Origin of the sequence: Paracoccus ferrooxidans (genome assembly GCF_029909815.1) — a bacterium.
Lineage (GTDB): Bacteria > Pseudomonadota > Alphaproteobacteria > Rhodobacterales > Rhodobacteraceae > Paracoccus > Paracoccus versutus.
Genome location: NZ_CP038198.1, coordinates 829,942 through 850,472, shown reverse-complemented (window position 1 = coordinate 850,472; position 20,531 = coordinate 829,942). Strand labels below are relative to the sequence as shown.

Annotated in this window: 23 protein-coding genes and 2 pseudogenes; 19 read left to right on the top strand and 6 right to left on the bottom strand. The window is 62.8% G+C overall.

Annotation, left to right across the window (positions count from 1 at the left end; genetic code table 11):
- Nucleotides 1-215: 215 nt before the first annotated feature.
- On the top strand, nt 216-2,075 hold the full coding sequence (locus tag E3U26_RS04295) for a TonB-dependent receptor domain-containing protein (protein ID WP_499105571.1): 1,860 nt from the start codon (nt 216-218) through the stop codon (nt 2,073-2,075).
- A gap of 280 nt (nt 2,076-2,355) precedes the next feature.
- On the opposite strand, the gene E3U26_RS04290 is transcribed toward E3U26_RS04295, so the two are convergent.
- From E3U26_RS04290 to E3U26_RS04280, 3 genes and pseudogenes are all read right to left on the bottom strand, one after another.
- Complete coding sequence (locus tag E3U26_RS04290; protein ID WP_499105569.1) at nt 2,356-3,213, bottom strand: arsenate reductase/protein-tyrosine-phosphatase family protein; 858 nt, start codon at nt 3,211-3,213, stop codon at nt 2,356-2,358.
- 77 nt (nt 3,214-3,290) lie between these two features.
- The gene (locus E3U26_RS04285; RefSeq protein WP_499105568.1) at nt 3,291-4,292 is read right to left on the bottom strand and encodes a TAXI family TRAP transporter solute-binding subunit; all 1,002 of its coding nucleotides are present in this window, start codon (nt 4,290-4,292) and stop codon (nt 3,291-3,293) included.
- 273 nt (nt 4,293-4,565) lie between these two features.
- A pseudogene (locus E3U26_RS04280) lies at nt 4,566-5,326 on the bottom strand (IS5 family transposase).
- 229 nt (nt 5,327-5,555) lie between these two features.
- Here E3U26_RS04280 and E3U26_RS04275 point away from each other — a divergent pair.
- The 3 genes and pseudogenes from E3U26_RS04275 to istA form a co-directional block, all read left to right on the top strand.
- On the top strand, nt 5,556-5,873 hold the full coding sequence (locus tag E3U26_RS04275; protein WP_425355728.1) for a type II toxin-antitoxin system RelB/DinJ family antitoxin: 318 nt from the start codon (nt 5,556-5,558) through the stop codon (nt 5,871-5,873).
- The gene (locus tag E3U26_RS04270; RefSeq protein ID WP_116222242.1) at nt 5,866-6,141 is read left to right on the top strand and encodes a type II toxin-antitoxin system RelE/ParE family toxin; all 276 of its coding nucleotides are present in this window, start codon (nt 5,866-5,868) and stop codon (nt 6,139-6,141) included. Before E3U26_RS04275 ends, E3U26_RS04270 begins: the two co-directional genes overlap by 8 nt.
- Before the next feature lie 346 nt (nt 6,142-6,487).
- Nucleotides 6,488-7,135: pseudogene (gene istA, locus E3U26_RS04265) on the top strand (IS21 family transposase); the annotation flags it as partial.
- 26 nt (nt 7,136-7,161) lie between these two features.
- Here the strand turns inward: istA and E3U26_RS04260 are convergent.
- Nucleotides 7,162-8,315 (bottom strand): IS3-like element ISPfe1 family transposase gene (locus E3U26_RS04260; protein WP_114537220.1). Its coding sequence is split into 2 segments (ribosomal slippage): nt 7,162-8,069 and nt 8,069-8,315, totalling 1,155 coding nucleotides; the frame shifts between segments, so codons are not numbered across the junction.
- 107 nt (nt 8,316-8,422) lie between these two features.
- Between E3U26_RS04260 and E3U26_RS04255 the strand changes: the two genes are divergently transcribed.
- Genes E3U26_RS04255 through E3U26_RS04230 form a run of 6 tightly spaced genes read left to right on the top strand, consistent with a single transcriptional unit; the run spans nt 8,423 to nt 12,142 of the window.
- The gene (locus E3U26_RS04255) at nt 8,423-9,040 is read left to right on the top strand and encodes a hypothetical protein (protein ID WP_499105567.1); all 618 of its coding nucleotides are present in this window, start codon (nt 8,423-8,425) and stop codon (nt 9,038-9,040) included.
- Nucleotides 9,041-9,045: 5 nt separating this feature from the next.
- Entirely contained in the window at nt 9,046-10,371 is a 1,326-nt protein-coding gene (locus tag E3U26_RS04250; protein ID WP_499105566.1) for a phage portal protein, read from the top strand.
- Nucleotides 10,368-11,093, top strand: a complete 726-nt coding sequence (locus tag E3U26_RS04245) for a collagen-like domain-containing protein (RefSeq protein WP_499105565.1) — start codon at nt 10,368-10,370, stop codon at nt 11,091-11,093. Before E3U26_RS04250 ends, E3U26_RS04245 begins: the two co-directional genes overlap by 4 nt.
- Complete coding sequence (locus E3U26_RS04240; RefSeq protein ID WP_499105564.1) at nt 11,093-11,419, top strand: head-tail connector protein; 327 nt, start codon at nt 11,093-11,095, stop codon at nt 11,417-11,419. Before E3U26_RS04245 ends, E3U26_RS04240 begins: the two co-directional genes overlap by 1 nt.
- Nucleotides 11,420-11,468: 49 nt before the next feature.
- Nucleotides 11,469-11,765 (top strand): phage head closure protein, encoded by a 297-nt coding sequence (locus E3U26_RS04235; RefSeq protein ID WP_499105563.1) that lies wholly within the window; start codon nt 11,469-11,471, stop codon nt 11,763-11,765.
- Entirely contained in the window at nt 11,762-12,142 is a 381-nt protein-coding gene (locus E3U26_RS04230) for a DUF3168 domain-containing protein (protein WP_499105562.1), read from the top strand. The genes E3U26_RS04235 and E3U26_RS04230 overlap by 4 nt, the downstream gene beginning before the upstream one ends.
- Here the strand turns inward: E3U26_RS04230 and E3U26_RS04225 are convergent.
- Entirely contained in the window at nt 12,139-12,375 is a 237-nt protein-coding gene (locus tag E3U26_RS04225) for a hypothetical protein (protein ID WP_499105560.1), read from the bottom strand. The two genes, E3U26_RS04230 and E3U26_RS04225, sit on opposite strands and share 4 nt — an antisense overlap.
- 15 nt (nt 12,376-12,390) lie before the next feature.
- Here E3U26_RS04225 and E3U26_RS04220 point away from each other — a divergent pair, with 15 nt between their 5' ends.
- The 7 genes from E3U26_RS04220 to E3U26_RS04190 all read left to right on the top strand — a co-directional run bounded on the left by E3U26_RS04220 (nt 12,391) and on the right by E3U26_RS04190 (nt 17,636).
- Nucleotides 12,391-12,984: an HK97-gp10 family putative phage morphogenesis protein gene (locus E3U26_RS04220; protein WP_499105775.1), complete on the top strand. Its 594-nt coding sequence runs from the start codon at nt 12,391-12,393 to the stop codon at nt 12,982-12,984.
- A gap of 212 nt (nt 12,985-13,196) precedes the next feature.
- Nucleotides 13,197-13,652, top strand: a complete 456-nt coding sequence (locus tag E3U26_RS04215; RefSeq protein ID WP_499105559.1) for a phage tail tube protein — start codon at nt 13,197-13,199, stop codon at nt 13,650-13,652.
- Nucleotides 13,652-14,095, top strand: coding sequence for a GTA-gp10 family protein (locus E3U26_RS04210; protein WP_499105558.1), 444 nt, complete (start codon nt 13,652-13,654; stop codon nt 14,093-14,095). The genes E3U26_RS04215 and E3U26_RS04210 overlap by 1 nt, the downstream gene beginning before the upstream one ends.
- Nucleotides 14,092-14,235 (top strand): hypothetical protein, encoded by a 144-nt coding sequence (locus E3U26_RS04205; RefSeq protein WP_499105557.1) that lies wholly within the window; start codon nt 14,092-14,094, stop codon nt 14,233-14,235. Before E3U26_RS04210 ends, E3U26_RS04205 begins: the two co-directional genes overlap by 4 nt.
- A complete protein-coding gene (locus E3U26_RS04200) occupies nt 14,225-16,390 on the top strand; it encodes a tape measure protein (protein WP_499105556.1) in 2,166 nt (721 codons plus the stop codon). The genes E3U26_RS04205 and E3U26_RS04200 overlap by 11 nt, the downstream gene beginning before the upstream one ends.
- Entirely contained in the window at nt 16,390-17,052 is a 663-nt protein-coding gene (locus E3U26_RS04195) for a hypothetical protein (RefSeq protein WP_499105555.1), read from the top strand. The genes E3U26_RS04200 and E3U26_RS04195 overlap by 1 nt, the downstream gene beginning before the upstream one ends.
- Nucleotides 17,052-17,636: a YqhG/Tai3 family protein gene (locus E3U26_RS04190; RefSeq protein WP_499105554.1), complete on the top strand. Its 585-nt coding sequence runs from the start codon at nt 17,052-17,054 to the stop codon at nt 17,634-17,636. The genes E3U26_RS04195 and E3U26_RS04190 overlap by 1 nt, the downstream gene beginning before the upstream one ends.
- Nucleotides 17,637-17,645: 9 nt before the next feature.
- On the opposite strand, the gene E3U26_RS04185 is transcribed toward E3U26_RS04190, so the two are convergent.
- Nucleotides 17,646-17,906 (bottom strand): hypothetical protein, encoded by a 261-nt coding sequence (locus E3U26_RS04185; protein WP_499105553.1) that lies wholly within the window; start codon nt 17,904-17,906, stop codon nt 17,646-17,648.
- A 108-nt stretch (nt 17,907-18,014) separates the two neighbouring features.
- Here E3U26_RS04185 and E3U26_RS04180 point away from each other — a divergent pair, with 108 nt between their 5' ends.
- Together E3U26_RS04180 and E3U26_RS04175 are read left to right on the top strand one after the other, a co-directional pair.
- On the top strand, nt 18,015-18,410 hold the full coding sequence (locus E3U26_RS04180; protein ID WP_499105552.1) for a GNAT family N-acetyltransferase: 396 nt from the start codon (nt 18,015-18,017) through the stop codon (nt 18,408-18,410).
- The gene (locus E3U26_RS04175) at nt 18,410-20,494 is read left to right on the top strand and encodes a phage tail protein (protein WP_499105550.1); all 2,085 of its coding nucleotides are present in this window, start codon (nt 18,410-18,412) and stop codon (nt 20,492-20,494) included. The genes E3U26_RS04180 and E3U26_RS04175 overlap by 1 nt, the downstream gene beginning before the upstream one ends.
- Nucleotides 20,495-20,531 lie beyond the last annotated feature (37 nt).

Genomic DNA, 20,531 nt, shown 5'->3' with positions numbered 1-20,531 from the left:
CTCGACGGCTTTTGGCCGGGGCGAAACAGACCGCCCCCCGCCCGGCTGATACAAGCCCGCATACCCAAGAAAATTTATCGGGTTTGCCGGAGGCGAAGGAACAGATGATTGTGAAAAGGTTGATTTCGGGAAAAGGGCGCCGGGCTTGCCTGGCCGCCGGGCTGGTCACGGCTTCGGCTTTGGCGATGACCTCTGCCGCGGCCCAGGAGGACACGGTGCGGTTGGAAACGATCTATCTCAAGGCCGGAACCGACAAGGACGGCGAGACGGTGACCGATGAAAGGATCGTGCAGCGCCAGCCGCTGACGCTCAACGATTTTTATGCCGCCGAGCCCGAGGTCCATGTCAGCGGCGCCGACCGCAGCACGGCGCAAAGGGTCTATGTCCGCGGGATCGAGGAAACCAGCCTCAACGTCACCGTGGACGGCGCCCGCCAGAGCGGCAACCTGTTTCGCCACAACGGCAACATGGGCATCGACCCCTTCATGTTGAAGCGGGTCGAGGTCGAGGCGGGCACCGGCGGCGCGCTGGCCGGTCCGGGCGCCCTGGGCGGCGCCATCCGCTACGAGACCAAGGATGCCGAGGATCTGCTTCTGCCGGGGCAGCGGCAGGGGGTGATGCTGCGTTTCGCCGGGCAGAGCAATGGCGACCGGCTTTCGCCGTCCCTGGGCTTCTACGGCCGGCCGGACGAGCGCTTTTCCTATCTGGTCTATGGGTCCAAGACCTGGGCCGGCAATTACAAGGACGGCGGCGGCAACGAGGTTCCCTATAGCGACGACGAACCCGCCGAGGGTCTGGTGAAGCTGCGCTTCCGTCCCGCCTCGGACCACGAGATCGCCCTGACCCACAACCGGCGCGAGGATAACGGCATGCGCGCCACGCAGGCCAATTTCGGCCTGCCGGATGCCGAGCCGCAGGACCAGGAGTTCATCCGCGAAACCACCAGCCTGCGCTATTCCTATGCTCCGGCGGGCAACCCGCTGATCGACCTGGAATTGCGCGCCTATGACAACCGCAGCGCGCTGAAGCGGCTGACCGCCTCGCCGTCCGAGGGCGAGTGGCTGACCAGCGGCCTGGATATCCGCAACCGTTCGGAACTGGGGGCGCTGGTGCTGACCTATGGCTATGACTACACGAGGGAACAGTCGCGCGGCCGCGCCGGTTCGGGCCCGCGCGTCTCGGAGACGGGCGAGACGCATGGCCTGTATCTGCAGGCCGAATACGGCTTTGCCGGGCATTGGCTGGCCTCGGGCGGGCTGCGCTATGACAGCGCCTCGTTGACCGATCTGGCGGGGAATGTTTATGACGGCGACCACCTCAGCCCGAATGTCGGGCTGCGCTTTGAAACGGGGCAGGGGCTGTCGCTTTTCGCCTCGTGGTCCGAGGCGCATCGCGGCGTCCGTCCGGTGCCGGGAACGCAGCTGACAAGCGGGATCAACGCCGCCGCCACCGACCCGACGCTGGAGGGCGAACGCGCCCGCACCACCGAGATCGGCGCCACCTTCGACGCCAATGGATGGCGCGCGGGGCTGATCCTCTTCGACACTCGCATCGAGGGTTCGATCCTTTACGGCGGGCAGCGCGGCATGCCCTATGCCCGGACGCGCGGCGGCGACATCGACAGCCGGGGCTTTACCGCGCGGCTTGGCCGCGACTGGGGCGACTGGAGCCTGGACCTCAGCTATTCCCGCGCCGATGTCGATTACGCCGGCGTTCCGGTCGGGCCGGGCGACTGGTCGAACGGCGTGGCGCCCCAGGGCGACAAGCTCGTGCTGGACATCGCCCATGCCATGGCCGCGCATGACCTGCAATTCGCCTGGACCAGCATCCTGGTCCTGGCCGAGGACGACCTGCCCGCCACCTTCACCGCGCTCGGGGAACTGCCGGGCTATGCCGTGCATGACCTGTCGGTGGTCTGGCGGCCGGCGGAAGGGCAGGAATACAGCCTGGCGATCCAGAACATCTTCGACAAGCGCTACCTGGATCACTCCACCCCCTACAGCGTGTCGGGCGGCGTGACCAATCTTTACGAGATGGGGCGCAGCATCCGGCTTGCCGGGGGCTGGCGGTTCTGAACCCCGACGCGGACTGCCGGGGGGCCGTGACGGAAGGCGATCACGGTCCCCTGGGGCAAGGCGTTCGGGCGACGGCCACCGGCGCCAGCGTCACCGGCCGTTCGCCAGCGCGCCGACGGGTGTTCCTGGCGATGGGCGCGAAGGTCGCGCGATGGGCGCGAAGGTCGCCGGGGCCGTTCACCAATGCGCCGCGCATCCGCCGGGGCCAGACTATGGCGGCGCGGGGTGCCGATTGCGACGATTTTGGCCCCCGCCGGCCCGCGCTGCGAAAGGCCGGCGATCAGCCTTCGGCGCGGGTATCGGGGGCCCGGCCGATCCGGTCCACATGGCCTTGCAGCGACAGGCGGTCGAGCGAGGCGATGGGCAGGCTGACGAAGGCCGAGATGCGGTTCTTCAGCGCGCGATAGGTCTCGGCAAAGGCCAGGTGCCGCTCGGCCTCGGTGCCGGTGGCGGCGACCGGGTCGGGCAGGCCCCAATGCGCGGTCATCGGCTGGCCGGGCCAGACCGGGCAGATCTCTCCGGCCGCATCGTCGCAGACGGTGAAGACGAAATCCATCTGCGGCGCCTCGGGTCCGGCGAATTCGTCCCAGCCTTTCGAGCGCAGCCCGGCCGTGTCATGCCCCCGCCGCTCGAGCAGCTGCAGGGCAAGGGGATGGACCGTGCCCTTGGGAAACGAGCCGGCGGAATGGGCGTGGAACCGGCCCTTGCCTTCGGCGTTCAGGATGGCCTCGGCCAGGATCGAGCGGGCCGAATTGCCGGTGCAGAGGAAAAGGACGTGATAGGGATGGTCGGTCATGGCGGGCCTCCGGCCGTTGCGGGCGATCTGGTCCAGAACCGGCTGGCACAGCTCGGGCCGGCCGCCGCAGCAATCCTGCATCAGGAAGGCCAGCAGCCCGCGCATCGCCTCGATCCCGGCGAAATAGCGGATCGAGCGGCCCTCGCGCGCCGAATGCACCAGCCCCGCCGCGGCAAGGACGGTCAGGTTGTTCGACAGCGTATTGGCGCGGATGTTCAGCATATCCGCGATCTCGCCTGCCGTCCGACCCTCGGGACCGGCCTGGACCAGCAAGCGAAACACATCCAGCCGGATGTCATGGGCCAGGGCGGCGAGCGTGCCGAGAACGCGATTTTTTTCCATTATTCATGTATAATGGAAATAATTTGCCAAGGCAAGCACCGGCCCACGGACACGGGCATCGCCGTTCGCGACTCGGTTCATTCCAGCTGGCCGGCTTCCCTGTAGAAACGCTCGGCGCCCGGATGGAAGGGGATGCCCGCGCCCTGGGTCGCATTCTCCAGCGTGATCAGCCTGCCCCTGGGATGGCCGGCGGCGAGCAGCCTTTGCGTGGTCTGGTTGTAAAGCGCCTGGGTGATGCCGTGGACCAGCACCTCGGGCTGGTCGGCGCCTGTCACCAGCTGCGCCCCGACCGAAAGCGTGGAGACATCGGCATCCTGCCCCTCATAGGTGCCGGCCGGCACCGTGTCGGCGGCAAGAAAGGTGTAGGTTTCGCGCAGCCCGTCGACCTCGGGTCCGGCGATCGGCACCAGCGCCACCTCCTGCTGGCTTGTCAGCTGGGCGATGGCCCCCGCCGGATAGCCGCCGACGAAGAAGAAGGCGTCTATCGTCCCCTCGCGCATGCGGCCGGCCGCCTGGTCGAGCCGAAGATATTCCGGCGTGATGTCGCTTTCCGACAGGCCGAAGGCCGCCAGGATGATCTCGGCATCGACCAGCGTGCCCGAGCCCGGCTCGTCCAGCGATACCCGCTTGCCCCTGAGATCGGCGACCGAGGCGATGCCGGCCTCGGCGCGGGCGACCAGGTGGATGCTTTCCGGGTAAAGGTTGGCGATCAGCCGCAGCTTTTCGACCGCCGGCTGGCCTTCCCACAGCCCGGTGCCGGTCTGCGCCCAATAGGCCACGTCGGACTGGCTGAAGCCGGCCTCCAGGCTGCCGCCGTCGATGGCCTTCACATTGCCGACCGATCCGCTCGTGGCCAGCGCCGTCGCCACCAGGCCCGGCACGCCGCAAGAGCCGCCTTCCTCGCAGGCACGCGAGCCGGGCGGGCTCGAGATCGCATTCGCGATCAGCCCGCCGATCGGGTAATAGGTGCCGGCGGTGCCGCCGGTGCCGATGCGGAAGAACGCGATCTCTTGCGCCGTCGCGGCCTGGCCCAGGCAGGCGGCGATGGCGAAGGCCGCGAACATTGTCCCTAGCTTCATGGCATGCCCCTGTTGCCCTGATCGTCCGCGGCGATGCTAGACAGAGCCGCCGCCGTCAACAACCGGCGGGGCTGCGAAAATGCGCGGTCGTCCTGCTGCCTGGGGGAGGAGGGATCCAGCCGACCTAGGCGCGCATTCTATGCGCTGGCCTAAGTCGCTGGGAATCATGGTGGGCGATAACGGATTTGAACCGCTGACATCTTCGATGTGAAGCCAGAAATTGCTTTGTCACCCCATTGCACGAGATGACACGAGACTGCATGAAAGTCTAGGTCATGTTGACAAATGGCGGAGCCAGAGGCGGATCGACGTGATGTCGATGAAGCCCAGGAAGCTTTCGGCGGTCTTGTCGTAGCGGGTGGCGACGCGACGGGCATTCTTGAGCTTGTTGAAGCACCGCTCAACGAGATTGCGCAGGCGGTAGAGCCTGCGGTCAACGGCGACCCGTAGCTTCCGGGTTTTGCGCATGGGGATGACCGGCACCACGTCGCGCACCTCCATGGTCTTGCGGATGTTGTCGGAGTCGTAGCCGCGGTCTGCGAGCAGAACGCTTGGCTCGGGCAGGTTGTCAGCCATGACCAGATCGAAGCCGAGGTAGTCCGATGTCTGCCCGGCCGTGATCTCGGTTCTCATGGGCAGGCCTGCCGCATTGACCCGCAGATGGATCTTGGTCGTGAAGCCACCTCGCGAGCGGCCGAAACCTTGGCGCGGAGTCCCCCTTTTGCGCCCGCTGCCTGATGATGAGCGCGAACCACGGTGCTGTCGATCATCTGCAGCGCATCCGGCACGATCCGGCTCTCGTTCAGCGCCTCCAGGATCTGTTCCCACAGCCCCGCCAACGTCCAGCGCCGGAACTGCCGATAGACAGACGACCATTTGCCGAACTCTTCCGGCAGGTCGCGCCAGGGCGACCCCGTTCGGGCGATCCAGAAAATCCCATCCAGAACAAGCCGATGGTTCGTGGGCTTGCGGCCGTTCGGAGAACGGACAGCCAGGATGAAGCGTTCAAAGAACGCCCACTCGTCGTTCGACATCAGGTTTCGTGCCACGCTGGTCTCCATTGCAGATACCAGCTTGAATCACGATCACCGCGCCCGGTGAATCCCTTTTGTCAACACGCCCTAGGATTCGAGGCGTCGGGGGAAGCGGGCCACCGGGCGGTGCTAATGTGCAAAGGTGTCGAAGATCGTGCAATCTGGTCGAATCCGGGGGAGGTGACCGGATGGTGACCATGCCTTGCTTCTGGGTCTCATTTGAGATACAATGCTGAAAGCACAGGAGGCCACCATGCCCGCACAAACTTCGATGCTGCACGTCCGCGTGGACGACCAACTCAAGGCCCAAGCTGCTGAGGCGCTGGCTGGCGTCGGCCTGACCCTGTCGGATGCGGTTCGCATCTTGCTGACCCGCGTCGCGCGGGAGGGCGGGTTGCCGGCCGGTTTGACAGCCGATCCAGATGCCTATGACGCGTGGTTTCGTGCCAAGGTGCGCGAAGCACTTCAGGATGATCGGCCGACGATCCGTCATGCCGATGTCATGGCAGAGATGCGCGAACTGATCGAGCGGAAGCGCCGTGCCTGAGGTGGAATGGCGGCAAGCCGCCCGTGACGACCTGCGTTCGATCTTCGAGTACATCGCCGATGACAATCCGACAGCGGCACTTGCGCTGCTGGATGAGATCGAGGCAAAGGTTGGCAAGCTGCCTGATCGGCTTAGAGCGTATCGGCCGGGCAGGGTGACAGGGACACGCGAAATGGTCGTCCGGCCTAACTATCTTGTGGTCTATGCTGAGGTCGGGGGAGCGCTGGTGATCCTGCGGGTTTTGCATGCGGCGCAGATGTGGCCGTGAGAGGCAAAGGTGGCAAAGACGGCCCAAAGCCGCCTGTCGCCCCTCTCGACGCTGCGTAGCCGCACGCCATTCGGACCATTCGTTGCGCCAGTAAAGTTGCATCCTGACGCCAGAGGTACATTTTGGATTGTTGTGCTGCAGCACGGTCGTATATGCTTCCCGAGCATCGTCACTGCTGGGATCCATCATGCATCTGGTTACAAAGTCTTATTTCGACACTTTCTGCGCAAATTTGTGAACCGGCGTGCAAAATTGACCCCGTAACGGGGTAATCGGCTTCCAAAAATGACCCCCCTTACGCTGATGGTCATGATGCCTCCGAGGCTATCGGGGGGCACAGTGTGGGATGCTGGTTGTGGAGACGATTGCGAAGATCCGCCGGGCGTATTTCCAGGACAAGAAGTCGATCAAGCATATCTGCCGAGAGCTGCGGGTATCGCGGAACACGGTTCGGAAGGTGATCCGGTCCGGCGCAACGGAGATGACTTACGAGCGAACCGTCCAACCGCAGCCGAAGATCGGTCCCTGGAAAGGCAAGCTCGACGAGATGCTGGCGGCGAATGCGCGCAAGCCGAAGCGCGAGCGGCTGACCCGCATCCGGATTTTCGAAGAGCTCAGGGCCCTCGGATATGACGGCGGCTACGACGCGGTCCGACGCTATGCGGCTTCGTGGTCGCAGGCGGAGCAGGAAGCGTCAGCCGCCGCCTATGTGCCACTGAGCTTCGATCCGGGTGAAGCCTACCAGTTCGACTGGAGTCACGAGGTCGTTCTGATCGACGGCGTGACCACCACGGTGAAGGTGGCTCACGTCCGGCTTTGTCATAGCCGGATGCTGTTCGTCCGGGCCTACCCGCGAGAGACGCAGGAAATGGTGTTCGATGCCCATGACAAGGCCTTTGCCTTCTTCGGCGGCGCCTGTGCGCGTGGGATCTACGACAACATGAAGACGGCGGTGGACACGATCTTCGTCGGCCGCGACCGCGCGTATAATCGCTGACCTGCCCCCCGGTCGTCCCTCGTTCATAACGAGAGTCCTTGGGGTTGATATTGGTTGGTTTCGGGTGTGGCAAGCGCGCCGGGCGCGGAGCCCTCAGATTGCTCAAGCGCTCGGCGCGCGTCGGACGGGGTCTTGTTGCCCAGCGAGGAATGGGGCCTGACGTTGTTGTAGTCGTAGCGCCAGAGGGCCAGTTTGCGGCGGGCATCAGCCAGGCTGTCGAAGATTTCCTCGTTCAGGCATTCGTCGCGCAGGCTGCCGTTGAAGCTTTCGATGTAGCCATTCTGCTGCGGCTTGCCCGGGTCGATGTAGTGCCATTCGACGCCGTTCGCGTTGGCCCATTTCAGGATGGCCTTGCTGGTGAACTCGGTTCCGTTGTCGCTGACGATGCAAGCGGGCTTGCCGTAAATCCTGACCAGCGCATCCAGTTCCCGTGCCACCCGAGCCCCAGAGATGCTCGTGTCAGCGATCAACGCCAGGTTCTCGCGGCAGCAATCGTCGTTCACAGCCAGAATGCGGAACTTGCGGCAGGCCCCGAACGTGTCGGACAGGAAGTCTAACGACCACCGCTGGTTTGGCCTCAACGGCGCTGGTATTGGCGTCCGGCTACCTCGTGCCCTCTTGCGGCCACGCCTGCGGCGCACCGACAGGCCCTCTTCCCGGTAGATGCGATAGAGCTTCTTCTCGTTCATGATCATGCCCTTGCGCTCCAGCAGGATGCCCACGCGCCGGTAGCCGAACCGCCGGCGCTTCTCGGCAATCTTGTGCATCTCCTCACGGATTTCCGGGTTGTCGGGTGGCCTGTCACGCCGCACCGTCTTCGGATCGACACCGATCAGGACACAGGCCCGACGCTGAGAGATCGGATGATCCTTCATCGCCCGCAGCACCGCGTCCCGCCGTTGCACCGGTGTCGTCAGGGCTTTCCCAAGAGATCCTTCAGAACCACGTTGTCCAGCATGGCATCGGCCAGAAGGCGCTTCAGCTTCGCGTTCTCGTCCTCGAGCTGCTTCAGCCGCTTGGCGTCCGACAGGTCCATCCCGCCATACTTCGCCTTGAGCTTGTAGAACGTCGCGGGGCTCAACCCGTGCTTCCGGCAAAGCTCGGAAGTCGGCAAACCCGCCTCCTGCTCCTTGATCATCCCGATAATCTGCGCCTCGGTGAACCGGCTTTTCCTCATGTCGTCTGCTCCTTCTCAGGTTGGGCAGACTCTACATCACAGCGAGGGAACTTCCGGGGGGCAGGTCAGTTGTTATCCCCTACAAGAAAGCGCATGACGATTTCGAATTGCGTTACGCCATTCGGTCTCTTGTCAATGTGACGCATGACCGGGTGATCGTTGCTGGTGACAAGCCCGACATTCCGGGCGTTGTTCATGTTCCGGTCGCGAGGAACGCGAACCGCTATGCCTCATCGACCGCCAATATTCTGGCGGCATGCGCCGCTGGCGTTTCGTCGCGCTTTATCGTCATGCATGATGACATTTTCGTGCTTCGCCCATGGAAGTTCCGGCATGAGGACAGGGGCACGATTGACGAATACCTGCGCAGTTCGTCGGCTGCGGGTCAGTATCGCGCGCAGACCCGTGCCACGAGAGATATTCTGATAGCCAAGGGTGTAGAGAGGCCGTTGTTCTTCGGTTTGCACACCCCGACTGTTTACGAGCGGGATAAGTTGGTGGCGCTGATCGAGGAATACGCAGGCTACGCCTATCTCCTGCGGACCCTTTATCACAACCTGCATCCGCAGCCGTCCGTCCGCCGCGATGATGTGAAGTTGCACAGGTGGTCCAAGCCGCCGCGCAGTCAGGATGTTGTGTCGATTTCGGACAGCGTGGCGCTTGACCGGGCGTTCTGCCGCTGGATCGATGAGCGGTTCCCTGAGCCGTCACCATACGAGAGGTAACGCCGATGTGGCCGTTCAAGCGCAAGGAAAAGGCGTTGCATCAGGTTCCGTCTCGGGGCGGATGGCGTGTGCTGGAATCGTTCCCTGGTGCTTGGCAAAGGAACGTCGAGGTCAGCAAGGAGTCTGTCCTCGCATTCCACGCCGTCTTTGCCTGCATGACCCTGATCGCTCGGGACATTGCCAAGCTGCGTGTCAAGCTGGTGCAGAAGGATGGTTCCGGCATCTGGTCCGAGGTGGCGAACCCGGCCTATTCGCCGGTCCTGCGGAAGCCGAACAGCTACCAGACCCGGATCCAGTTCTGGGAAAGCTGGGTGCTGTCCAAGCTGTCCTGCGGCAATACCTACGTCCTCAAGGTGCGGGATGGCCGCGGCGTCGTGATGCAGATGCACATCCTAGATCCGGCGCGGGTGAAGCCGCTGATTGCTGATGACGGGTCTGTCTTTTACGAGATACAGCCCGACAACCTGTCTGCTGGCAAGGAGAGCATCGTCGTTCCGGCCCGAGAAATCATCCACGACAGATTCAACACGCTGTTTCATCCGCTGGTCGGGTTGTCACCAATCTTCGCCAATGGGTTGGCTGCTACGCAGGGCCTGAACATCCAGAACAACAGCGCGTCGTTCTTCGGCAATCGATCGGTCCCCGGCGGTATCCTGACCGCCCCAGGCGCTATCTCCGATGAGACAGCGGCGCGGCTGAAAGAGACCTGGGAGGAGCGCTATTCGGGGCGCGGCGGCGGCAAGATTGCAGTCCTCGGTGATGGGCTGAAATTCGAGGCGCTGGCGATGAAATCGACCGACGCCCAGATGATCGAACAGCTTAAATGGACCGCAGAAGTGGTGTGCAGCACCTACCATGTGCCTCCCTACAAGATCGGCATCGGCCAAATGCCGACCTACAACAACATCCAGGCGCTGAACGTCGAATATTACAGCCAGTGCCTGCAATCGTTGATCGAGGACGCGGAAATCTGCCTTGATGAAGGGCTAGGCATGGCCGAAGGGATCGGGACGGAGTTCGATCTGGACGGCCTATTGCGCATGGATTCTGTGACTCAGATGGAGGTCATGGACAAGGCCAAAGGCATCTTTTCGCCCAATGAGATGCGTCGTCGTTTCGATCTGGGGCCGAAAAAGGGCGGCGACAGTCCGATGCTTCAAGAACAGAACTACAGCCTTGAGGCTCTGGCGAAGCGTGATGCGCGGCCTGATCCGTGGGCGAAAGCCGAAGCGGCCCCGCAACCGGACGCATCGGCGCAGGACGCAGCCGAGGAACGCGCCTTTATGGCGGAGACGCTGCTTGCGATGCGCAAGAGCTTGGAGGCCGCATGATCGACGCGAAAGCATTTGGCGAGGAACTGGCCGGAATCGTAAAGGCTGCAACCGCGCCGCTTCTGGCCCGAATTGAGGTTCTGGAAAGGGCGCTTGCAGAGCGCCCGGAGCCTGCGGCTGGCAAGGACGGTCGCGATGGCAAGGATGGCGCCAGCGTTGGGTTGGATGACGTGCTTCCCGTCTTGCGGGATCAGGTAAGGGAGTTCTTGGAATCCATACCTGCGCCGCAAGACGGTAAGGATGGCCGTGATGGGGTTGATGGCAGGGATGGTGCGCCCGGAGAACGCGGTGAGCCGGGCCGTGACGGTCTGGACGTGAAAGATCTGTTCCGCGCCGATGGCGGCAGTCTGGTCGCGGTGATGAGCGACGGCACCACGAAAAATCTTGGCGTGTTCGTCGGCAAGGACGGCGAGCCGGGCCGCGATGGTGCTGATGGTAAGGACGGTGCTGATGGACTCGGCTTCGAGGATATGAGCTTTGAGTCCGATGAGCATGGCCGGGTTGTCGTCAAGTTTCAGCGTGGCGACGTGGTGAAATCCATCCGCCTACCCGGCATCGTTGATCGTGGGCCTTACAAATCGGGCGAAAGCTACGAAAAGGGCGATGCCGTCAGCTACGGCGGCTCGCTGTGGATCGCGCAGGATGTGACAGACGAAAAGCCGGATGGCGGCAAGGGCTGGCGGTTGGCGGTCAAGAAGGGTCGGGATGCGAGGGCTTCGTGATGGTGCAGCTTGTCGATCTGGACGAAATCAAGGCCGCGCTCCGCATTGACGGTGATGACGAGGATGCGGCCCTTGAGCTACTATGCGAGGCCGTGAGCGAGGCCGTCATTGCCTATCTGAAAACCGGCGCCGCAGAGTTCATTGAGGATGGGGAGGTTCCGTCCGGCGCCATTGTTCCGACCCGGGTGAAGGTCGCGACGATCTACTGGATTGGCGTTCTGCGCCGGAACCCCGACAACGATACCGAGGGTGCATTCCAGTTGGGCTATCCGCCGTTTCCGGTGGTGTCGATGCTCTATCAGATGCGGGATCCGGCCCTTGCTTAGATCGTATCAGCCGATGACGGCAGGCCAATTGACCAAGCGAGCCACGCTGATGGAGCCGATTGAGGGCGAAGACGCGGACGGGCAGGTTGTCCAGTCCTGGGTGGATCGCGGCACGGTCTGGTGCAACTACGCGCCCCGGCGGGGTGGGGAGAGCGTGATGCAGGCGCGGGTCGAGAGCCGGAACCCGGCCATAATCACCGTTCGCGCTTCGACGCTGACCCGTCGCATCACCAGCGAATGGCGAGTGCGGATCGACGGCAGGATGTTCGATGCCATGGAAGATCCGCAGGAAACCGAGGATCGGGCGTTCCTGCAATTCTACGCCGAAACGAGGGGGCAGGAATGAGAGCCGGTCGCGCCCTGCGCCAGGTCGTCGTTGCCCGGCTGCGCAGCCAGATCACCGGCGTCCCGGTCGTGGACAAGCCGACCGAAAAGACACCGATGCCCTACATTGTGCTGGGTCCGAGCTACTGGAATGACGCCTCGGTCGAATGCATCGAGGCGCGCGAGGTGACGCTACAGATCGACGCCTTCGACAGGCGAACCAACAAGGGGGCGTTGGAAGACCTGACCGATGACATTGCCGCTGCGCTGAACGGCTGGGCGGATGAGGTGGCGCTGACCATGCATCCAATGCGCGTCACGCTGGTGCGCGTCATGGACGATCCTGATGGCGCGTCGGCGCATGGTATGGTCAGCGTTGAAGCGATGGTTGAAGGCTAGGGGTTGGCGCTATTTTTTTCCGGCTTGTCAATTGTCCAAAACTGCGCCTGTCGATCCCCGTCAGTTTCGGTTTTCCCAGATAGTGTGGTGATGCAATCGGCGGAAATCTTGTCTCGGTATGCGGCGGCTGCGCGTTCCTGACCGATTTTGCTAGAAAATCTCTCTGTTTGGTATGCGGCGAAAATAAGCTCATATGCTCTGGGATCTGGACTTAGCTTCATCTGATCGGCCATCGGGCGCCCTTCTTGATGGGCGGTCATTGCCAATTCAGCGAACCGGCCCCACGCGGCGCATCTATCCAGATGTTCGGGGGTTGTGTTCTGGAATTGTCCATGGCCTTGCGCCAAAGCCGCGCCGGCAATGGAGACCAGAGAGCATATCGCCAGTGGTTTTTTCATGGTGCCTCGCGCTACATGGGAGATGACATTTTGGTCAAAGGTATCCCTGAAATGCAAGCTATGTTTCGGCGGAAGGCCGCCAAGGTGGCTGCGGCAGGAAGGGCGCAAGCGCAGGTCAGCGGTGAACAGGTAGCCTCTGCGATGCGGTATCTGGCGCCACGCGAGGATGGCGCTTTGATCAGGTCGATCAGGGTCGAGGATGCCGCAACGATTGCAACAAGCCGGGGTGAGCGCGGATTTATCGGCGTCGTAGTCAAGGCTGGCGATGACACGACTATTGTCACAAACCACACGGGCGCGCGCTTCCAGAACGCAAAACTGCAAGAGCATGGCACCAAGAACATGCCGGCGAATCCCTATTTCAATCCCGCATGGCGGGCGAACAGGGCTCGGGTCAGATCGGCCATATCTCGGGCTATCCGAAAGGCGTGGACTTCGGGTTGAAATGCCAAGGCAGCGAAAGTGGCGCGTCCTTCGAGACTTCGAATGGGCGCCTAAGTGCAACGTCATCATGATCTTTCGTGCCGGTGAGGTTCATGCGGGCCTGACGCGATCCTGCCGCGAGAAGGCGGGCGACCGCATCCAAGAAATCCGGGACTGATCCCGGCCGCCCATCATGCGCCCGTGGGCAGGGCAATCATCAAATGGAGCCTACCATGGCAAAACCAACTACTTATGTTGGCAGCACGGTTGCTATCTTCCTTGAGAGCGCCACTGTTCCCGGCACCTATCTGCGCCCCTGCGGCCTGACCAATCACACGGCTTCGTTCACCAAAAACACGACCGAGGTCAACGTTCCTGACTGTGACGATCCTGAACTCCCGTCTTGGATCGAACGCGGTGTCGAAAGCCTTGATTTCAGCGCCAGCGGCTCGGGCATTCTTGCTGCGGAGGCGGTGGACGAATGGTGGGCGGCGTTCAACACGACCGAGAGTATCAATGCCAGGATCTACATCGGCGCGCCCGATGACGCGACAAATGGCCGTTACTGGCAGGGCAAGGTCCATGTGACCGGGTTCGAAGTGACCGGCGAGCGCGGCAACAAGGCGCAGACCACGGTTTCCATCGTATCCGATGGCGAATTGACCTTCCATGAGGTGGGGGCTTCCTGATGGCCGAGCCGTTTGCGGCGAACTGGTCGAGCGGAGAGGATGAGTTCCTTCTCCGCATCGGGGAACTAGAGGCCCTAGACGACCTGACCGAAGACGGTGCGATGGACCTGCGCTATCGGCTGTCGCAGGGCGTTTCACGCGGAAGCCTTGCTTATGCACCCGTCAAGGTGCGCGAGGTCATGGCTTGCCTGCGCCTCGGCCTGATCGGAGCCGGCATGGATCGGCAGAAGGCCGACCGCAAGGTCAAGCAGGCTTTCGATGATGCGGACATGTCCGAATTAAACGTTCTGGCGTTCACCATTCTCTCGCATGCATTTTCTGGCAAGGAGCATGATCCGGTGGGGGAGGTCGAGGCGGGGGCGGCGACGGAAGAATCCGCTTCTCCCGCATCTACGGAACCGGTGCCGCGCTCGGCTTCACGCCGTCCCAGATCAAAGAAATGACGTTCTGGGAGTTCTCGGCCTGCGTGGATGGCTGGAACCGGGCGCAGGGCAGCGGGCATGCCCATAGCGGCGATCCGCTGACCGACGATGAATACGACGCGCTCTGCGCGCTAGGTGAGAGGTGGAGCAATGGCGGCTGAGGCGGGTCTTGAACTTCCTATCGGGCTGACCGAGCAAAAGTTCTTGCAGCAACTCGCCCGGATCGAGGCGCGGTCGATCAAGGCCGCGCAGCGCGCAGAGGCTGCGTTCAAGAGTTCGAACAAGGCTTCGGAGCGTTCGTTTCAGGCTTTGGAGCGCTCTGCCGGGCGCTCACTCCGGGGAATGCAGCAACTGTTCAGGGTGGGTAGCGGATTGCTTGCCGGCGGCGTTGCTGCACAGCAGGTGCGGCAGTATATGCGCCTTGCCGATGCGGCCACCCAGATGCAGAACTCCTTGCGCGTTGCCGGCCTTGAGGGTGCGGAACTGTCGCGCGTCTACGATCAATTGTTCCGGTCGGCGCAGAGAAACTCGGCCCCTATCAATTCCCTAGTCGATCTGTATTCCAAACTGGCCTTGACCCAAAAGGAATTGGGCGTCACCGGGGACGATCTGATCCGGTTTACCGATGGGATCGCTGTTGCGCTTAAGGTTGCCGGGACCGATGCCGTCAGCGCCAGTGGATCTCTATTGCAGCTTTCTCAGGCCCTCGGTGGTGGCGTTGTCCGGGCTGAGGAATTCAACTCGATCCTTGAAGGCACCCCGACGATTGCGCAGGCCGTGGCGCGCGGCTTGAAAGAGGCGAATGGTTCCGTGGCCGAGCTTCGCAAGCTGGTGGTTGACGGTCAGGTTTCCAGCACTGCATTTTTCCGCGCTTTCGAGGCTGGATCGGGCGAGTTGCGCCGGCAGGCTGAAACGTCGCAGACCACAGTCGGGCAGGCGTTCACGCGGCTCGGCAACAGCCTTGTGACCGTGGTGGGCGAGTTTGACAAGGCAACGGGCGCGTCGGCAGCCCTTGCCGAGGGTATCAGCAGCTTGGGTTCCGGTCTGGATCGGTTCGACGCTGAAGGGTTTGTTTCCAGAATCCAGAGCATCGCGGATGCAATCCGTGATGCTGATGAAGCGGGAACGGCCTGGCTGAATAACCTGGGCAATGCTCAGATATTCGCGGATCTCAACGAAGCCCTTGGCATCAACGACGATGGGCAAACGCTCAACCCCGATGTTCGTGAGGCCGAACGCAAGATCGCTGCGCTTGAAGAGGAGGTCGGAACACTACAGGCGCGGATCGAACTCAATACCGAGTTGGGCTTTGACAACTCCGAGGCCATGGCGCGGCTGCGCGAGGTGCGCAACGAATTGGCCGCGTTGCGGGCTGAGGCCGCCAATATGCCCCGGCATAGCTATGGCGCCAACATGGATACCGGGACGTTCATCGGCTTGGATGGCTACACCCCGCCGCCGTCTGCGCCAAGCGTCGAGCCGGTCAGCATTGCCGATCACCCAGCGTCGCCCGGCAAGGGCGGCTCCAAGGGTCGCAAGAAGGGCGGATCTGGCGGCCGCAGCCGCAAAGAGCAACTGGATGACTACGCCAAGGAGGTAAAGGCAATCCGTGAACGCACTGCGGCACTGGAAGCCGAAGCTGCGTCTCTGTTGCTTGTAGCGGCAAGCGGCGAGGATTATGGCGATGCGCTGGAATATGCCCGGAAGCGCGCCGAACTCCTGCACGCTGCCCAGAAGGCCGGCAAGCAGATCACCCCGGAATTGAGCGCGGAAATCGATCAACTCGCGCAATCCTATGTTACCGCCGGTCTGAACGCCGAACAGGCCGCCGAGAAGCTGGACCAGATCAAGGGTGCGACAGAGCGCGGCAAGAATGCGCTGGAAGATATGTTCGGTTCGATCATCGACGGGTCGGCCTCGGCTAAGGACGCGGTGGCTTCTCTTCTGGCCGAGATTGCCAAGGCCCAGATCATGAAGGGGATTCTTGGCCTGCCGGGCATGGGAAGTCTTTCCAGCGCCATCGGCGGGCTGTTGTCCTTCGACGGAGGCGGCTTCACGGGACATGGCTCGCGCAGCGGCGGTATCGATGGCAGGGGCGGCTTTCCCGCGATCCTGCATCCCAATGAGACGGTGATTGATCATACACGCGGGCAGGTTGGCAGCGCCCCCAAGATCACCATCAACAACAACGCCCCCGGCGCGGTGGTTTCGGCCGATTACGTGACCAAGGACGAGGTGATCTTGACCGTCTCGCAGGCCATCGCTTCGAACAACCGGCGCCAGTCGGACCAGCAATATCTCAGGGGTGGCCGCTGATGCAGGTATCGTTCCCGTTCCCGGTCAAGCTGCAATCCTCGGTGCCGAAGCTGGAAGGGCTGCGCTTCCAGCCCTTCACCAACATCGACGGCGAGACGTTCGCCAAGCCGGCGCTGAATGGCTTCTGGCGGCTGGACATGACGGTTCTGGCCCACGACATGCAGTCGCATCTGGCCCTGTCGTCGTTCATCACCCAGATGAGCGCGGCTGGCACCACCTGCGTCGTCCCGGTCTGCACCCAATGGCGTCCGAACGATCAGCGTGGACGCCGGCTGACCGGCTGCGACATGGCCCCGGCCTATACCTTCGATCATGTCGGCTTCCTCGGTGAGCCTTTCGACGGCTTCACCTTGCGCGCCGCCGCTGCGCATAGGGCCAGCTATATCGACATCAACAAGCCGGCGCTGTCGCAACTGTGGCCGGGCCATTTCATCAGCCTGGGCGACCGGCTGCATCAGGTGGTCAACACCACCTCAATCGGGGAGAGCGAGACGGCGATCCGGGTTTCGATCATGCCGAACCTCCGCGAGGCGCAGCCGTCCGGGACGGTGGTGATCGTGGATCAGCTACGGCTCAAGGTGATGATGGAGACCGGCGACCAGATCGGCCTTGGGACGGGGCGCTTCCGTTCCTCGGCCCTGTCGCTGGTGGAGGCGTTCTGATGAGCATCCACGACATTCCCGACGAGGTGCTGCGCAACGGCGTCACCGGCTGCACGATCCTGTGCCAGATGGATTTCAAAACCAACCCCAAGAACTGGTGGCTCGGCTATGGCCCGCTGACCGCCGGCGGGGTCGAGTATCAGGGCACCGGCGACGTGATCCAGATCAGCGCCATGGAACTGACCTATGGCCTATCGGCGGGCATGGTGCGGTTCACCATCCCGAACGCCTCGCCCGAGATGATCGCGCTCTGTGACGATCAAGGCTCCGAGGTCAACGGCCGCCGCGTGCAGGTGCTGTATCAGCTTTTCGCAACGGACGAGCATGACGGCGAACACCGTGGCAGGCTGATCGGAGATCCGATGAGCGTGTTCGTCGGCCGCATGAAGGACATGACCAGCACGTCCAGCGCAGACGCCCGCACTATCGAACTGGAATGCTACGGGCGCATGTCGCAGCAGGGCAAACCGCCCTATGGGCGCTGGACGCATACCGACCAGCAGCGCCGCTATCCCGGCGATACCGGGTTGGAACTGCTGGCAACGCTCAAGGACAAGGCAATCACCTGGGTGCCAGGAAGCTAAAGGAGATCGTTATGAAATATCTTCGCCGTCTATCACCTCTGCGGCTCGTCGCAAAAATTGAACAGCGGATTGCCGAGCGAGTGCTTCGGCGTCTCGAAGAGTTGTCGTATCTCCGAGGCGGACGATAATCGTCAATTCCGCCGAACCGTGGCCGTCAGACAGTTGAGGGTCTTTGGTTTCGACGTAGAATCTCGTCCTGCGCAATCCTGGGTCGATGTGTTCGCGCACCGATGAAATATCCGGTCCGATCCCTTCAAGTATGATCTTCATTGCGGTTCCTCCCTCCCCGCAACCGTAAGCGACGGCTGGACGATTCGCCTATCCAGAACAGATGAGAACTCGGCTCCACCTCGGTGGGGATTTTTTCATGAGGTCCGCATGATCCGCCCCGCCACGATGCAGGACGTTCCCCGCATCATCGACATGATCGGACGGCTTGTCGTGTCAGTGAACGGCCCGCAGCGCGCGGACCGCCTCTGGACCGGCGAGACGCTGGCCCGGCTGATCCACGATCCCCGAGGCGTGGTGCTGGTCTCGGGCGGCGGGTTCATCGCGGGGTGTATCTCGGAAACGGTCATCAGCCCGGCTCCGGTGGCAATCGAACTCGGCTGGTTTGCCGAGGATCGGTCGGGTCTGGCGCTGCTGCGGGCCTTCGAGGCCTGGGCCGAGGGGCGGGGCGCAACCCTCGTCAAGATGACCTGCAACGGCGGCGCGGCGCAACGCATCCTTGAGCGGTCGGGATACCGGATCGCCGAAATCCAGATGGTGAAGTAATGGCGGTTTTCAGCACTATCGCGGCATGGGTCACGGCCGGGTTCAACGCCATCTTCGCCAATGCGCTGATGGCTCAGTTCGGTTTCTATGGTGCGGCCGGCATCGGCATGGCGGTGGGGCAGGTGGCAGCGGCCGCCATCGCCATCGGCGTTTCCCGCCTGCTGGCCCCGAAGATCAACATCCCCGTCTCGGAGATTCAGGCGGTCATCAACCAGACCGAAGCGGCGCGGCGGATCTATGTCGGCAGGAATCTTGCCGGCGGCATTCGCGCATTCTTTCACACCAAATCCGGGACGCTCTATCAACTGGTCGTGGTCAATCACGGCCAGATCAACGGATTCGTGGCCTTCTGGATCGACGGGGAGCCGGTCACGCTCGATGGCAATGGCGTTGTGACCAGCACCGACAAGGCCGGCTTCGTCACGGTCAGGACGCGCAACGGTTCGGGGCAGGGCGGCAATTACGGCGTCCTGTCCAGCGCGTTCCCGGCGACGTGGGGTGCCGCACGGCGATTGCAGGGGCAGGCGACTTTCCTGGTCACGGCGAGGGCGCCCAAGGCCGAGGACTTCGCCAAGGTCTTTCCGAAGGCCTCGAACACCACCTATCAATGGGTGATCGAGGGGCAGGCGATCCATGATCCGCGCAGCGACACCTCGGCCTATGGCGACAATGCGGCGCTGGTCATCGCGCATTACCTGACCCATGCGGACGGCTACCGGCTGGCATCGGGCGAGGTGGACTGGCCCAGCGTCGAGGCCATGGCCGATGTGGCGGACCTGCCGATCCCGCAGAAGGCCGGGGGCACCGCGCCGAACCTGCGGCTCTGGGGCTACTGGACGCTGGACGAGGGCCCGGTCGATGTGCTGGACCGCATGCACGCCAGCAGCGGCATCCGGGCCTATGAGACGCAGGACGGCAAGATCGGCCTGATCGGGGGCGGTTTCGGCACGCCGGCCTGCACCCTGACGGCAAAGGACATATCGTCCATCGTCACCAAGGAGGCGATCAACGAGCGCGAGGGCTACAACGTCCTGATCCCGTTCTTCCTGAGCGAGGATCAATCGTTCACGATTACCGAACTGGAACCGTGGCGGGATGAGGATCGGCTGGCCGAGGAAGGCGAGATATCGGCCGAATACCGCATGGAGATGTGCCCGAACCAGTCGCAGGCGCGCCGTCTGGCAAAAAAGCAGATCCACGACGACAACCGCGCCAAGGTCGAGATCGTCACCAATCTTGTCGGCCTCAAGGCGCGTTATCCGCGCTTTCCGGGCCAGCGCCATACCATCCTGCTGGACTACCAGCCCGAGGATGGCAGCGGCCGGCAGATCGTCGGGGAATACGAGGTGCTGAACCATCAGTTCGATCCGATCAATCTCGAATGCCGGATCGAACTGGCAAAGGTGGATCGCGCATCGGAGGCATGGGACCCCGAGGAAGAGGGTGATCTGATCGTGGCGCCTCCGACCCCGGAACTGGACGGGCCGCCGGAGCTGGACGCGGTGGTGACGCAACGGATCATCAACACCACCGGCACGACGGCGCAGGCGGTGATCGAGGTTGCCGCGGTCCCGATCCCCGACAGGGACGATCTGGAGGTGCAGGCCGAATACAGCATGATTTCCCCGGAGGCGGGTTACTGGCAACGAATGGTTTCGTCCGGGATGATCGCTACCTCGCCGGCAATCAGTGACCGCGCCATCTATGCTGTGCGCGCCCGCTGGACGGGCCTGTTTGAGGGCGTGGACGAATGGGAAGATCTTGGCAGCATCACCATCCAGGTTGATGCCACGCCGCCGGGCCAGCCGTCCGAGCTCATCCCATCGAACGGTTCGGGCTACGTCCATCTGTCGTGGCGCAACCCGACCGGCGCCTTTGCCCGCATCCGGGTCTACCGCAACGCGACGAACGATTTCGGGACCGCGACCATGATCGGCACCACTGGCGGCGCATCGGGGCAGATCAGCGAATATCAGGACGACACGATCAGCCCGGCGACGACCTATTACTATTGGGTCGTCGCTGCCAACGTCAGCAGCGTCGAGGGCGCGCCGGCTGGACCCGCGAACATCACCACGCCCTGACCTGATCGAAAATCACTGACCTACTGGCTCGCCTTAC